Raw genomic sequence first — 15,886 nt, 5'->3', positions numbered from 1 at the left:
CCTTGGTATCTAATTTCGAGGTCATCGCGATGACACTCTCTATCGTACCAAGAGGGCTCTATTTTTGTACAATCGATTCTAGCCCCACTTACCTTCATATTTTTTTATATACAGGAATGCTTTCTATAGATATAAACAGTGGGTCTATTCTAGAGGTTGTTCCAAAAGCCCAATAAAAATGACGCATCGGATTTCTGCGTTGGCGATATAGGAACTTCTACTAAGACCGCCCACGTCCTGTAGACAACGCAGAAGTCAACACATCCTGCGTGAGTCCGCTCCTCACGTATGAAAAGCATACGTTCTGGTACTCAAAACTGCACCGCCTTGAACTTCTTGATCCTTTTCATCGGGCTTTTTGAACGCGCACTTCTATAGATTAGTTTCATGATTTTCTATTTAATCAAAACATTTTTTCTTCAAAGTATTAGAGTAAATTCTTATACGACTCAACTAACACAAGTCCTTTTGACGTTGGTTCTAAAAAGTTTTGTTCTGTCTCCTATTCATTCATTTCTCTAGTTTGAGCCCGGTAAACAAATAAAGACATGATAAACGCAATGGCCGCCATAATAAATGCGATAAAATATACCAGTTCCATCCCACCAATCATGGCTTCGTTAATAGAAATTGGATCTGTTGGCGTTGCTGATTGATTCAATATATTTTCTTGTCTTGCGCTCATAATACTAACAAATATTGATACCCCAATTGCACCTGCAACAGGCTGTAACGTGGTCACAATAGCAGTTCCATGGGGATACAGCTGCTTAGGTAATTGATTTAATGCATTCGTTTGGGCCGGCATCATAATTGCTGATACGGATACCATCAATAATATAAAACCTGCTATCACAAACCACACAGGAGTATCCAAACTTAATCTGCTGCTCATCATAAACATGGTTCCGCTCAATATCAGTGTAGCAGGAATCATCATTACTTTAGGTCCAAATTTATCAAACAAAGCTCCCATTACCGGAGACATGAGTCCGCTAAGTATGCTTCCCGGTAATAAAACCAGACCGGCTGTTGATGGAGATAATGCTAAAGGCCCCTGCATATATAGCGGCAATATAATTTCAGATGCAAACATGGCCATAAGAACAAACAAAACTAAGATGATCCCATGCGTAAACATTGGAAAAGCAAATGCTCTTAGGTTCATGATTGGTTCATCCAGTTTAAACTGCCTCAAAGCGAATAATAACAGGGCGATTAGCCCAACCACAATCGGAATATATGCAGCAGGATTTAGAAATCCATTTTCTAAATCGCCTGCAGAACTAAACCCATATACCGTTCCGCCAAATCCAATTGTTGAGTATACAAGTGAGATGATATCTATTTTCGGCTTCGTCACTTCAAATACATTAACGACGTATTTATATGCAAGAAAAATAGAAAGTAACGCAAAAGGAATGACAACGATAAATAAATACCGCCAGCCTAAGTGTTCAACAATAATCCCTGAAAGTGTCGGTCCGATAGCTGGAGCAAACAGGAGAACTAGCCCCATAAATCCCATCACCTTTCCACGACGTTCAGGAGGAAATATTAATAAAAACACATTCGATATAATCGGGAGTAACAGACCTGTTCCAACCGCTTGAATTAAACGACCAACCAACAAGATTGAAAAATTCGGTGCAATGGCACAGATTGTTGTTCCGACTGTAAAAATGATCATCGTTCCTATAAATAATTGTCGTGTTGAGAACCATTGCATGAGCATTGCTGACGCCGGAATGATAATTCCCATCACCAGCATAAAACCAGTTGCCATCCACTGAACGGTGGGAAGTGTAATTTGAAATTCCCCCATTAATGTCGTTAACGCAATATTTAATAAGGTTTCATTCAGAACTGCAAAAAACGCACCGATAATTAATGAGATAATAATAGGCATTGATTTGAAATTTGGATTTTCTGCTAAATATTCATATTTTCCATTGGTATGTTGACTCGTCATTGTGCAAAACTCCTTAAAGATTGCTTCGATAATTTCATTTAATTCTCCCTCTCTTTCTGATTACATAAGAAACTCATGTAATCTGTTGTTATTTGCTCAAGCCACGTTTTTTCCTCTGCTGTGAATGGTGTAGGGACGAAACGTTCGATTTCTTGAATATAGGCTTCTACCCGTTCTTCATTCTCTTTGACGTTAATATCTACGGAAAAAATATCCGTTAGCTTTTTTGAAGAATCCATATCGACCTCATCAAGAATGAGGCTATAAAAGTCAGTCAGCATTTGTTTGACCTCTGAATTATCTGCCGGCCTCCCAAAATTCTCTTTCACCCGTTTACAAAATGTCAGCCATTCCTTTTCAAAGAACATCTTCTCCTCAGCTCTCTGCGGAAACAACTTTTTCATAACATCATCTTTAATAATCCCTTTCGCCAACTCCAGCTGTTTTTTCTCGTTTTGCATACTTGCCAGTAAACTGACAAGTATATCATGATCCACTTCTTTTTCATTTTCTAAGAGATATATCGTCCGATGAATGACATCCAATACCTTATCAATCTGTTCCTTATCTTTTATCAGCTTTGATTCCTGCATCCTTAACGTATCGATAAAGCTTAAATTGAAAATATCCAGTTGCATATAATCCTTAATGTTATCTAAGCTCATCCCTAAAAACTTCATCGTCATAATTTTATGCAGCTGAAGCATATCTTCTTTTTCATAAACACGATGACCCGTATTTTCATCTCTCCTCGGCTTCAAAATATTTTTCTCATCATAATAATAAAGTGTCCTTACAGAAACACCTATAGAATTGGCAAATTCACTGATTGAGAATGTTTCTTTTTTCATAACTGGTTATCCCCCTCTCTAGATTGATGGATTTATCGTATCACCCTACGTGGCGGTAGGCGCAAGAGGAATTATATTTTTTTTTTGCCATTTTCGGTAACCCAAATTAATTACCTCCAATTAGTTGTTTCCTCTCTCTAAATCATTAACATATAAGTATACTGTCTAGTCGCATGTGTTGCTGATGGTGAAACGGGAAAAACAGTGGAGAAAAAAATAACGAGCATAAGAAATGATTGGTGGAAAACATACGCTAAGCAAATTCCAACATAAAAAAGCCGAGTCTCCCTTCGCTAAGGAATCGTTCGGCTTTCATTTTATTGGTTTAGAGGGCGCAGAGAATTTAAGCTTGTTATGTTAGTCATATCAAAGGTGTAATCCCTGAAAAATTGATATATTCCCATCCTAGTGGTGTAATGTGTTTTAATAAATACTCCCGTAAACTCCCCTTTGTCATTCAGTTTCAGTTCAATAACGGGTTAGCTGTTACGTCTGATTTAAAAGTCATTTTCATTCTTACAAAATATAGTATGAATGAAAACCTAAATCTCTATTATCTTCTCCCAGCCATTTGTTTTCAACGGTACGAATTGTTCAGTATGAAGTCATAAGAATAATCCAGCTCACCGCTTATGAAGGTGGACTGGAATTAAAAACCTACTTATCTACAATAACTTTCCCATTTTCATCAAGCAATGGCGTCATACCAACACCACCTGTAGCATGCCAGATAGTATGAAGATAATTCACTCCAGTTTCACGATCAACTAAAATCGTTATTTGTCCAATATCTAAACCCTTTACCAACTCTGATTTTATATAAAATCGCTTATTTTCATTTCTCTTACTTTTAAACATAATCATCCTCCATCATAATCAAATGTTGTGTTGTTTCATTCACTTCTTCTGCATCAGTTCGCTCACTTGAGTTCTCCATTCTCTGTTAGGTTATGTAAAATGGACTTACTAATTAATGCAATGAATAAATTCTGTTAAAGAAAATAGAAGTGTGCCTATGATCACAAATAGTCATACGATTTGCAAAATATTTATTTCTAAAAAAAAACAGAATACATCAGTTAAAATCAAAAAGAAGAGTAAGTACAGTAGACACAACAATTCATGCAGAAGTATCTTTTGAAAAATTTGTAAAACGCATTGGAGTGATTCTTAATAATTTATAAACACCTTGTAATTGTTTCTGATAGATTGTGAAGGCATTTGTAACCATTCCCCCAAAAATAATACTTACACCAAATTTTAAACGGGGCAAAATAAAAAATCCTTTCTGTAACAGAAAGGATTTTTATCAATTATAAATTATTATTTAACAACGTTAGTTGCTTGTGGCCCACGATTACCTTCTTCGATGTCAAAAGTAACTGCTTGACCTTCTTCTAATGTTTTGAAACCTTCGCCTTGAATTGCTGAGAAATGTACGAATACGTCGTCTCCACCTTCAACTTCGATAAATCCAAAACCTTTGTCTGCGTTAAACCATTTGACTGAACCTGTGTTCATATGAAATTCCTCCATTGTGCATCATGCACACGTTTATTACTTTGGTTGTTCTGATAATAATTCAAGACGATGATATAAATTGTAAAGTTATGACATAAATCTTGTATTGCTAGCACGAACAATTAAGTTGTTTATAATATAACACATGGCACTAAAAAAAGATACCATTCTCTCTCTGTAGTTTGAAAGACGGTCTTCTTGTTCAATTAATGCATCCTTTATTCAGCATTACAGAGATTATTACTAACCTTCCATCTGCGCAATAGAATCCTGTTTTCGGAAATCCAATATTAACAGATGCGGTGATGGACCGGCTTATTTATCATTCACATTTACTCCTTTGTAACGGTGAAAGTTTCCGTTATAAGGAATCATTCATACAGCAATCATTCGGACGGCAAGTAGCATACATTTTTTACTTGCCAAATACAGCCAGTTGCACAGTCAAATCACCTTCTTTTTAAATAAGATATAGAAAAGCACATCAAAATGTCATTTAGGAGGGAGTGAAATACCGTTGAAGGAAAAAAAATATGGCTATAATAATAAATCTAGAGAGTTACTTGGTAGGGATTCCTATCCAAATTGTCACTGCCACCATTGCAATAAAGAGCGTAAAAGAACTCATGAGGGAAATGAAAATAACACATCCAATACAAATACATTTAATCCTACATTTAATCCGTCCATTACCATCAATATATCCCCTGGGTACACACCAAACCCCATAGGAGTGGAGACTCTTCAATACATTACCCTTGCCGAAGAAGGGAAAAAGGTTTATACGAACAACGATGCCTTAAAGCAATATGGAAGTAGTGATATACTTGATCCGAACAATGTTTCAACTCTCCATTTATTTGTCAATGGCGTGTTGCAACCTCCATCCATTTACCATGTCGAGGAAGGTATTCTTCACTTAGAATCCAGTGACCTTCCTCCAAAGGACGCTCCCATTATTCTTCTGTTTATCACGGTTAAAGGATAATATTACCTTGCTATTTAGTATGTATGCCTTTTTTAATGGGGCATTTGTTAACTTCCAATACTTACTAGTTAACCTGACCAAGCATTTCCAACTCCTCTTCATAGAATAAAATGTGGTTGATCGAAAATGGAGGTGAAAATGAACATGGCACTTCAGTTAATGAAAATCGCTATTAGTGGCACCATTGACACCGATGTTAATCCTGATTCCTCGAAATTCTTTTACATCACAACAGCAGATACCGCAGCAGGAAGTACCTTATCTATTGATGCTGCAAGTTTCCTAGGGGATGATGGTGAAGAGGTAACGACACTTCCAGAACTTGCAGAAGATAATAGTTATTTCACTGTGGAAATTAACGGTGTTGAGCAAATGCAAGGCATATCAACATATACACCAGGTGCTACAGGGACTGGTTCATTAGACATTGCTGTTCCTGCTGGTGGAGAGTCCATTCCAGCAAACCAAACCGTTATCTTGCAAGTCGTTAATTTCGCAGCAACATCCTCAGGGACATTTGACACCTAGAATAAAAGTGCTACCTTTGTGCCCGCCAGATACTGGCAGGGCACAAGGAAATGTAACTATTTTCACCATAAACACCTCACCTAAGAAAAAAGACTGTTTCAATGACCGCACTTTTTGGAAGTTTGAATAACATTATCTCGTCATACTTTTCATTTCTTTTAAAGCAGAGGGGGAGTAGTTATGAGTATGGAATTCTTTACCTTGGGTCCGACAGCTATTCAACTATTTAAGGCAGGAGAGCAAAACCCACAAAAAGTAAAACGAATGGTTTATGGACAGACTACGTCAAATGCAAATGGTATAGCTACCCTTTATTTCACAGACAATGGATTAGCAGATGGAAATTCATTATTAGATACGATTGATTATGCGGCGGCAAGTGTTTATTCAACAAATTCTACGATAAATGCAAGACCAAGAGTGCAAATGCGTGAGAAGAACATTACTGGAAAATATGTTTCAGCCAATGTCACAAATATTAGTGGTGTAACCGTTCTAGGCATCAGTGTATTAGGTTCGGAAAATCCAATGAGTGGGATTGTTGTGGATTTTATGATGTTGGGTAGCTTTAATCATTAAGATAGATCTTCTCCGTTTGGAAAAGTATTAATAAATATACTTGTTTGAGTATCATATCATTATAAAAAATCGAATATTCGAGACTCTTAGCAGGTGGCAATACCTCTCCTTCCTTCTTTCAGCAATAGACGGTGTACCCGTTTGTTCCACCCTGGCTTCCGTCGATTCTTGACGCCTATCCAGCTTCTGTCTACTTCCACAGTCCTCAGTCAGTCTACTCACAAGGGCTTCTATGGATCACATCATACCCTTTCCCTCTAATCCAGCCCTCTAACACGTCAGGACATTCAGCTATTGGGACTTCCTGTTTTTTTGCACAGTCAGCCATCTCCCGTGCCATCATGGGATTTCAGCTCTGTTCAGAGGTTTGCCTACATGTCCCCCGCACGCTACTTCACAGTCCTTGCACCACATGTCAGCTAATGCTTTCTGGCTGTTCGGCACATTTGGGACTTGCACCCTATAGTGATATGTGCTGCCACTCACCAAAAAAAATGCCCTGCCGAAATTTTTTGGCAGGGAACTAGATTATTTTTATCCATTTTATATACTGTCAAATCACCAAATTATATAAATGGTAATATTTTCCTTTACTCCCATTCTATGGTAGAAGGTGGCTTGCTCGTCACATCATACAGTACACGATTAATATGATCGACTTCATTCACCATCCGCGTTGATATCTTCTCCAGCACATCCCATGGGATTCTTGCCCAGTCAGAGGTCATCCCATCAATAGAAGTCACCGCACGGATGCCAATGGCATAATCATACGTACGAGCATCGCCCATAACACCTACACTGCGAATGTCTGGAAGCACGGTGAAGTATTGCCAGATGTCACGTTCAAGCCCGGCATGCTTGATTTCTTCGCGTAAGATCGCGTCTGATTCACGAACGATCTCTACCTTCTCAGGTGTGATTTCACCTAAGACACGGATACCAAGGCCTGGTCCTGGGAATGGCTGACGCCAGACGATCTCATCAGGCACACCTAATTCCGTACCAAGCGCGCGTACTTCATCCTTAAATAAGGTGTTTAACGGCTCGATTAATTGGAATTCCATGTCTTCCGGCAAGCCGCCTACATTATGGTGTGATTTGATCGTTTGAGCCGTTTCGGTACCACTCTCTACAATATCAGTGTAAAGCGTACCTTGTGCCAAGAAGTCCATGTTTTCCAGTTTGGCCGCTTCATCATCAAATACATAGATAAACTCATTACCGATGATTTTACGCTTCTGTTCTGGATCAGATACACCAGTCAATTTGGATAAAAAGCGCTCCTGTGCATCGATTTTAATAATATTCATATGGAACTGGTCACGAAAGGTGCGCATCACGGTTTCACCTTCGTCTTTCCGAAGCAAACCGTGATCAACAAAAATACAGGTAAGCTGATCACCAATGGCTTTATGAATCAATGCTGCTACAACCGATGAATCGACACCACCGCTTAGGGCGCATAATACATTACGATCGCCTACTTGCTCGCGGATCTTGTCCACTTCCATATCAATGAAATTCGCCATGGTCCAATCGCCTGTACATGCACAAGCTTGGAAGACAAAAGCCTTCAACAGATCATTACCATACTCCGTATTACGTACCTCAGGGTGGAACTGCACACCATATAGCCCCTTCTCACGATTGCTCATGGCAGCAACTGGAGTAGAAGAACTGGTCGCCTCAATCACAAAATCTTTTGGTGCTTCCATAATCTTATCACTATGGCTCATCCATACGACCTGTTCTTGTGGTGTTCCTTCAAATAGGATGGAACCTTCTTTTACATGAATATCAGCTTTGCCGTATTCTCGTTGATTGGCACGTTCTACCACTCCGCCAAAGTGATGGGTCATCAACTGCATACCATAACAAATTCCTAACACCGGAATCCCCAGGTCAAAGATACCCTCATCACAGCGAAAGCTATCCTCACCATAAACACTGTGAGGACCACCTGATAGTATGATTCCTTTTGGATTGATTTCCTTGATCTCTTCAACGGTTAAGCGATGGGAATGCAGTTCACTGTAAACACCAAATTCACGAATTCTTCTCGTGATTAATTGGTTATATTGACTGCCAAAATCTAATACTAAAATCATTTCATTATTTACATCCACGTTTGTCCACCCTTCCTTTTCCCTAAACACCCTATTTATCTCTTCTCTTCACTAGAAAAGACAATAAAAATCTGCCTTTCTTCTATACGTAATGCAGAAAGGCAGTAAGCCTAAGCAAATGATCGTCCATAAATCCCCCACTTAGTTACTGCTTAGTAGCTAAGTGAGGATAACAAAAGCTAACATTCCACTAATCTATCCTTAGCCAAGGTTTACTAATTAGCTTTCACATAACTCATGACATACCAGTGATTTTTATCTATTTTATCAATCGTTTTGACACGGGTCAAGTAAATATTCGACTACCCAATTGCTTGAATAACTGTTGTAATCGTTTCAGTTCCGCTTGATTGGCGTTTTGCTTATAATACACATATCCTTCATAGACATCGGTAATTTCTGACATCTCTGTAGTATCAAAATGTTCATCCATTTTCTTAGCATATTGCCTTAACGTCTGTCCCTTTCCTAACTTGTATCCTCTGAACGCCAACACTTTTAATAGATACATATAGGCGGATTCGACCTCCTGATTCTTTAATAATCGATGCCATTTGCGCTGTACATACCAATGCTGGATATCCCGACGTTTCAGATAGGCAATTAGGCCAAGGATCAACAGTACAACTCCCAAGCCAGTCCAGACATAAGGCCAACCATTCCAGTGATCTTGATTATCACTTACACCTGAAGCTGCATTGTCATCCGTTTCTTCCTCTTCTTCCGTTTCTTCTTCTGGTTCTTCCTGATTTTCGGTTGGGTCTGTCTCCGTTTCTTGCGCTTCATCTGAATCATTGTCAGCATCTGCCGCTTCATAATAGAAATCAGTCGGATTAGCGAAACCGCTCGTTGGTTCAAAAGCCACCCAGCCTGTTTCAGGGAAATATACTTCTACCCAAGAGTGGGCATTGTTATTGGTTATTTCATATAAAGAATACTCATCTGGCAATGGCGGCTGTTCGGTTGCCATCGTTCCACCAGTGAACCCTTTTACCCACCTTGCTGGGATGTCTAATGATCGCAATAACACGACCATTGATGTCGAGAAGTTATCACAATAGCCAACCTGTGTCTCAAATAAAAACTGATCGACATAGTCTTCCCCTTCTTCTGGTATCGAGACATCTGTCGTTTGATAACGGAAGCCATTTGCGCCAAAATAGCCTTCAACAGCTTTTGCACGGTCATAACGATTATCTGCTTCCACCGTTATTTCCTCTGCCAGCTCACCTACACGTTCGGGAAGCTCATCTGGTAATTGCAAGTATTGATCACGAATCTCAGCCTCATCATTTCCAGGGTCTTCACGCAAGGCATTGATTGAATAGGAAGGTGCCTCGTAATCAACCGAATACGACGTACTTTGGTTCTGTTCGCCTGTCTCTGCCTCGATAATACCGAATTGCTTATCCATATAAAAATTGGTTGGGTTGTTGGTGGAGAGCTGATCACCACCATAAGGATACACAATCCTAGGCAACGCATTCTGCACATCCGGTCGTATCGTTGCGGTGTAAGGATCCGTTTCAACTCGGAACATCGAAAATGTTTCAAAATCCATCACACCGTCTTCAAGCATTTCATAATTTAAATCGGCAGAACGCTCCCAGCCGCTTCCAGTATAAACATCTTTAGATTCAATACGCCAATAGACATCATCATGGGCAATCGCCTCAAATACCGATGAATCATCCTGAACAAAGGACCCACCTAACTGGGAATCATCCTCTCCATAACCAACTTTCTGTACCGTACCTCCTGTACCAAATCCGATATGATCGGCATTGCTTTGGATAAAAGGCACGGGATCGGGCCATTGCGGATCCAATTTTGGCAGGTAGATGCCTGCAAGTGTCGCAAAGGTAATAATCCCTGCTACGAGAGCAAGCCATTGAAACAGATTCCGCCGCGTTCCAGACCGTCCTGTTCGTTCGATCAGCTTAAGATAACGGCTCAAGCCAAGCATCACAAAAGAAATAATAAACGTCCTCACCATAGCAAATTGCGCATCATAAGCCGTAAACGTATCTAGAATAGCCAAATAAATAAAGGTCAACACGACAAACAAAAAGAATTTATTCGCTACTGTAAACCAGTAATGCAAGAGATAGCTCATTAACCACAAGACAATCATAAACAAGAGACTCCGGAAAAAAGAGGTCATCATTACCCAATTATTCTGCTCAATCACTTCAAAATTAAGCGATAATTCTAAATATAACTGCTGTACCCAACTGCTGGAAAGCAATAATGGATCGAAAAATAAATAGTCCAGCGCGAGAATCAACGCAGCTATTTTAACAAAAAAACGAGCAAATCCATTTTTAATAAAATAGGAAGCAAGGAAGCAGATGGCCGTGTATACCACAAAGACGTACATGCTGCCTGTATCTGTTACCTCGCCTAGCGGGCGCAGCCATTCCCAAAATAGTAGAAAACCTGCCAAAAACATGATTGGAATGGAGATTCGTTTGATATTCATAGGGTTGGAGTCACCTCCCAATCCTTTTGTAATAATTCTTTCTCGGTAATAATCTGCACGCTTATATGGCGGTGACGCAGCTGCCGGATCCGTTGTTGGATCTGTTCGTTCAATTGTTCGTGTGGTGTTATATAACAAACCAGGACAAACTCTTGTGTACGCCAGCTTAACAAGCGATCAACCGATTCCTGGTCTAATTGGTGCACGACAAACAAGAAGACACTACCCTTGGCGAACGTTTGATTAGAGCTTTGCAGACTGTCCATCCACGTTATTCTTTCTGGATGGACGGTTGCCAGATAATTCTGTACTGCTGCAAATTGTGTGTGCAACTGATGGGAGGAGAAAAAACGATCACGATCTCCTAAGGTCAGGAAAGACACCTGCTGATCTTTTTTACGCAAAATATACAGGATGGAAATCGCCCACTGAATACCCGCTTCAAACACCAGCCATTGATGAGCAACGGGACTCATATCCAGTAAGACCATGATATTAGCGTCCTTCTCCTGCTCAAACTCTTTGGTCATCATCGTATCTTTTCGTGCGGTTGTCTTCCAATCAATCCAAGCAAAACGATCTCCTGGTATATATTCACGCACACCAGATACAATATTGGATAATTTATCATTCATGATTTGGGAAGAGGTATTCCCTTCCTCCAGACTTTCCGGTTGCAATCGCCATTTCATCGGATGAACCGCTGGATAGACAAAGAATTCCTGCTGCTGTTGGAATCGCCACGAGGTTTCGATAAATCCAAAGGCATCACCAATCGTGATGTTTGTATGGATTAGATGATGTTCCCCTCTTGGCAGATGATCTAAGACATAACGCACAGTCACCTGCCTGCGAAATCCAATATGCAGCACTTTCTTAATCGGTTCTCGCTCCTTGAAGGTTTTGGAATCGGCTAGATATTGATATTTACCCTTTCCAATATCTCGATACTGAAGTGTTTCCGGATAAGATTCTTCAACAATTAAGAAAAAAATAGGAAAAGGAACCTTTCGCTTGATCGTAATGGCTACCTCCAGCTTAGACCCGGTTGCTAAATAACGGTCTGATAATTCCCGGGTAACGTTCCATTTCTTCAATGGGTAGAAAGGGATGACCATTAAATAGAGAAGAATGGGCAGCATACTGTAAAACAAAAACCAGCTAACAAACCCACCTTGAAACATAGCAAACACAAATAAAAGAACAAGTAAGAGGATAAATTGTACTTCCTTGACTAGCCGTCTCATCCATGCAGTTCCCTTCTAACAGGGATATCCACTTCCTCAAGGATATTCTGCAGCAGCTTAGCAGGCGTAATTCCTTCATACCTCGCCTCTGGTCTTAACATAATGCGATGGGGCAGTACATATGGGGCTAAATACATGACATCGTCGGGGATGACATACTCTCGATTCTGTACATATGCATATGCCTTAGCGGCTTTCATTAACGCAATCGAACCACGTGGACTGACACCTAAATGAACATAAGGATTATCCCGTGTTGCAGCTGTTAATTGTACAATATACTGCTTGACGGTACCATCAACATAAAGTCCTTCAATTTGTTTTTGCATATCTAAGAGTTGTTCTCGATGAATAACTGGTTTGACAGATTCGATAGGATGGACTTGATCCGTTCGGTTCAGCATCTCGATTTCATCCGCTTCATTGGGATACCCCATGCTTAGTTTCATTAAGAATCGATCAAGCTGTGCCTCTGGCAACGGGTAGGTGCCTTCATAGTCAACCGGGTTTTGCGTCGCCATGACAAAAAAGGGTTTTTTGAGTGACTTGGTGACTCCATCAATCGTCACGTTCATCTCTTCCATCGCTTCCAGAAGTGCCGATTGTGTTTTTGGCGAGGTTCTATTAATCTCATCCGCCAAAATAATATCGCCAAAAATAGGACCACTGCGAAACTCAAATTCCATATCTTTCGGATTGTATATCGAAACACCTGTCACATCAGATGGTAATAAGTCAGGGGTAAATTGAATACGGCTGAATTCACAATCCAATGATTTGGAAAGGGCCCGCACCATCATGGTTTTCCCCACACCAGGTACATCCTCCAGCAAGACATGCCCATCTGCCAGCAATGCCACCAAACTCAACATGGCCTCTCGTTGTTTGCCTATTAGCACTTTTTCAATGTTTTCTAAAATAGCTGCTATTTCTTTATTGTATTCCATATATCCGCCTCCATTCTGCATTAGCATGTCTGATAATACTCACTACCTTAACTATACTATATCCAGGCAGCCTACGTATACTGATTAAACTGAGAAGTGGGAGGAATTATCTATTGCAAAGATTATTGGTTGTTTTTTTCCATCCATTAATACTCCGCCGTCTATCTAATTACTTTAACTGATTAATAATAGGAGAATTGGTGAGTTCGAGGAGGGATTAGAGATTTCTTACGGACAAAACTTTGCGAGGCGGACGGTTTTTGTCCGTTAGATCCATTCTTACGGACAAAACTTCGTGGGTCGGCCGTTTTTTGTCCGTTAGATTCATTCTTACGGACAAAACTTTCCGTTGTTTTACAGTTACCTCACCTATATTAACACTGAAACCAGTTGCTCTATCAATGATACGAGCTTATTTTTTTATTTATTTTAAGTTATATTTTGATAGCGTAATATAACGATATATGATATAATAAGGGATAAAGCAGGTGATATCATGTATTTAAAAAAGACAAAAACAAAGAATGGACGAATTCATTTAAGTATTGTCGATTCTTATTACGATAAAGCGAAAAAACATGCCAGACAGGTAACCGTGGAAAGCTTAGGTTATCTGGATGAAGCGGAGAAAAAATATGATGATCCCATCGCTCACTTTAAAGCACGTGTAGAGGAATTAAAAAGAGCGAAAAACGAAAAGAAAGAACCCATCCGATTGGAACTGTCTGTTGATGAAAAAATGGAAAAAGGAAAAGCATACCGAAAAAATTTCGGGCATGTGATACTCAGTCAGATTTATCACCGGCTGAAGCTGGATACTTTTTGGAAAAATCGTTCGCATCGCCGGAAATTTGATTTTGATGCCAATATTATTTTTAAGTTATTGATTTTTACACGTCTCTTGTATCCCGGATCGAAATATCAATCGTTTGAAAATCAATCGCTCTTTTTTGAAAGAACAACTTTTAAGCTTGCCGATGTCTACCGTGCACTTAGCTTCTATAACGAGAAAAAAGACGACTTCCTTTCGTGGCTGCATGACCAAGTAACAGAAAATTATGGACGAGATACCTCCCGTGTTTTTTATGACGTCACCAATTATTATTTTGAAACAGAGACTATCAAAGAAGATGATATGCGCCGGAAAGGGGTATCGAAGGAGCATCGCCCCAATCCAATTGTCCAAATGGGGCTGTTTATGGATAATCAAGGCATTCCCATCACCTATCAGTTATTCCCTGGAAATACGAATGATTGTATGACCTATCGTCCAAACCTCAAAAAAATGAAATTAGATTATGGAATCAAGCGTGCTGTTGTCGTAGCTGACAAAGGAATGACCACAGGAGATAACATCTGGTATACGCTCTCTGCCAAAGACGGCTATGTATTCAGTATGTCCGTACGTGGAGCGAACAAGGCATTAAAAGATTATGTGACGAATGAAAACGGCTATGAATGGCTCGGAAAGGAATACAAACGAAAATCCCGGTTATATCCAAGAGATATTCAAGTGACAGCGAAAAATGGAAAAAAACTTACTAGACAAGTCCATGAAAAACAGGTCATCTTTTGGAGCGAAAAATATGCGAAAAAAGCCAAATACGAGAGAGAAAAAATCCTTCAAAAGACACAAGCTTTAATCGACAATCCAGGGGCTTATAAACGTGCCACTTCCGTAGGTGCCAGTAATTATATTAAAAACATCCGCTTTGATAAAAAGACAGGCGAAATTTTAACACCAAAAGAACAACTGCAGCTCGATATAGAGAAAATAAAGGAACAAGAAAAACTGGATGGCTATTATGTATTGATTACCAGCGAATACAACGAATCGGATGATGCCATCATTGATATGTATCGAGGATTATGGCGGATTGAAGAAACGTTCCGGATCACGAAAAGCAATTTAGAAACCCGGCCTGTTTATGTTTCCAGCCAGGAACATATTGAGGCACATTTTCTAACTTGTTTTGTATCACTTACGATCGCCAGGTTATTGGAGATGGAGATGAAAGGAGAATATGGTGTCTCTCGTTTATTAAACAGTTTACGCAAAGCAGAATGTACAGAGCTTAAACAGAATTATTATCTATTTGATTATTATGACGATGTTCTGGAGGCTGTTGGCAAGCAATTTCAAATTGATTTTTCTTCCAGATATCGTCGATTGGGAGAAATTAAAAAGATTTTAGCACAGACGAAGAAAAGGTGATTTTTCCCCATGAAAACAGGACAAAATACAACACCCCTCCATCCCAGTTACATCAAGGGATAAAGGGGTGTTTTTGTTTGTTTTTACTGTAAAACTCAGGATTAATACTCCGCCGTCTATCTAATTACTTTAACTGATTAATAATAGGAGAATTGGTGAGTTCGAGGAGGGATTAGAGATTTCTTACGGACAAAACTTTGCGAGGCGGACGGTTTTTGTCCGTTAGATCCATTCTTACGGACAAAACTTCGTGGGTCGGCCGTTTTTTGTCCGTTAGATTCATTCTTACGGACAAAACTTTGCGAGTCAGCCGTTTTTTATCCGTTAAATTCATTCTTACGGACAAAACTTTGCGAGTCGGCCTTTTTTTGTCCGTTAGATTCATTCTTACGGACTGTGGATCGCGATTTGCTCTTTTTCAGTCCGC

12 protein-coding genes and 1 pseudogene are annotated in these 15,886 nt (G+C 39.7%); 5 read left to right on the top strand and 8 right to left on the bottom strand.

Translation table 11 applies throughout. From position 1 onward, the window contains the following. Positions 1-502: 502 nt before the first annotated feature. The 4 genes from BN6556_RS11280 to BN6556_RS11265 form a co-directional block, all read right to left on the bottom strand. Positions 503-1,972, bottom strand: a complete 1,470-nt coding sequence (locus BN6556_RS11280) for an MDR family MFS transporter (RefSeq protein WP_066191184.1) — start codon at positions 1,970-1,972, stop codon at positions 503-505. Between the two features lie 38 nt (positions 1,973-2,010). Then, positions 2,011-2,823, bottom strand: coding sequence for a MerR family transcriptional regulator (locus tag BN6556_RS11275; RefSeq protein WP_066191182.1), 813 nt, complete (start codon positions 2,821-2,823; stop codon positions 2,011-2,013). A gap of 657 nt (positions 2,824-3,480) precedes the next feature. Further along, the gene (locus BN6556_RS11270; RefSeq protein ID WP_205410324.1) at positions 3,481-3,681 is read right to left on the bottom strand and encodes a DUF6440 family protein; all 201 of its coding nucleotides are present in this window, start codon (positions 3,679-3,681) and stop codon (positions 3,481-3,483) included. Between the two features lie 465 nt (positions 3,682-4,146). After that, positions 4,147-4,344: a cold-shock protein gene (locus BN6556_RS11265; RefSeq protein WP_042532689.1), complete on the bottom strand. Its 198-nt coding sequence runs from the start codon at positions 4,342-4,344 to the stop codon at positions 4,147-4,149. A gap of 284 nt (positions 4,345-4,628) precedes the next feature. On the opposite strand from BN6556_RS11265, the pseudogene BN6556_RS22525 reads away from it, so the two are divergent. The 4 genes and pseudogenes from BN6556_RS22525 to BN6556_RS11250 all read left to right on the top strand — a co-directional run. Next, positions 4,629-4,808: pseudogene (locus tag BN6556_RS22525) on the top strand (ATP-binding protein); the annotation flags it as partial. Positions 4,809-4,861: 53 nt separating this feature from the next. Then, on the top strand, positions 4,862-5,332 hold the full coding sequence (locus BN6556_RS21925) for a DUF4183 domain-containing protein (RefSeq protein WP_161485697.1): 471 nt from the start codon (positions 4,862-4,864) through the stop codon (positions 5,330-5,332). 144 nt (positions 5,333-5,476) lie between these two features. Beyond that, positions 5,477-5,860, top strand: coding sequence for a DUF4183 domain-containing protein (locus BN6556_RS11255; protein ID WP_066191335.1), 384 nt, complete (start codon positions 5,477-5,479; stop codon positions 5,858-5,860). A gap of 180 nt (positions 5,861-6,040) precedes the next feature. Then, on the top strand, positions 6,041-6,439 hold the full coding sequence (locus tag BN6556_RS11250; RefSeq protein WP_066191177.1) for a hypothetical protein: 399 nt from the start codon (positions 6,041-6,043) through the stop codon (positions 6,437-6,439). A 590-nt stretch (positions 6,440-7,029) separates the two neighbouring features. On the opposite strand, the gene guaA is transcribed toward BN6556_RS11250, so the two are convergent. The 4 genes from guaA to BN6556_RS11230 form a co-directional block, all read right to left on the bottom strand. Next, on the bottom strand, positions 7,030-8,550 hold the full coding sequence (gene guaA / locus BN6556_RS11245) for a glutamine-hydrolyzing GMP synthase (protein ID WP_066191332.1): 1,521 nt from the start codon (positions 8,548-8,550) through the stop codon (positions 7,030-7,032). A gap of 304 nt (positions 8,551-8,854) precedes the next feature. After that, on the bottom strand, positions 8,855-11,020 hold the full coding sequence (locus BN6556_RS11240; protein ID WP_235817510.1) for a transglutaminase TgpA family protein: 2,166 nt from the start codon (positions 11,018-11,020) through the stop codon (positions 8,855-8,857). 26 nt (positions 11,021-11,046) lie between these two features. After that, positions 11,047-12,297, bottom strand: coding sequence for a DUF58 domain-containing protein (locus BN6556_RS11235; RefSeq protein ID WP_066191171.1), 1,251 nt, complete (start codon positions 12,295-12,297; stop codon positions 11,047-11,049). Further along, positions 12,294-13,244, bottom strand: a complete 951-nt coding sequence (locus tag BN6556_RS11230) for an AAA family ATPase (protein ID WP_130860358.1) — start codon at positions 13,242-13,244, stop codon at positions 12,294-12,296. Before BN6556_RS11230 ends, BN6556_RS11235 begins: the two co-directional genes overlap by 4 nt. A 496-nt stretch (positions 13,245-13,740) precedes the next feature. Here BN6556_RS11230 and BN6556_RS11225 point away from each other — a divergent pair, with 496 nt between their 5' ends. After that, positions 13,741-15,459, top strand: a complete 1,719-nt coding sequence (locus BN6556_RS11225) for an IS1634 family transposase (protein WP_066187115.1) — start codon at positions 13,741-13,743, stop codon at positions 15,457-15,459. Positions 15,460-15,886: the final 427 nt, after the last annotated feature.

The sequence above is a fragment of the Gracilibacillus timonensis genome (genome assembly GCF_900086715.1).
In the GTDB taxonomy this organism is placed as follows: domain Bacteria; phylum Bacillota; class Bacilli; order Bacillales; family Amphibacillaceae; genus Gracilibacillus; species Gracilibacillus timonensis.
Note: the sequence above shows the minus strand (reverse complement) of the source record. Positions and strands in the feature narration are given on the sequence as shown.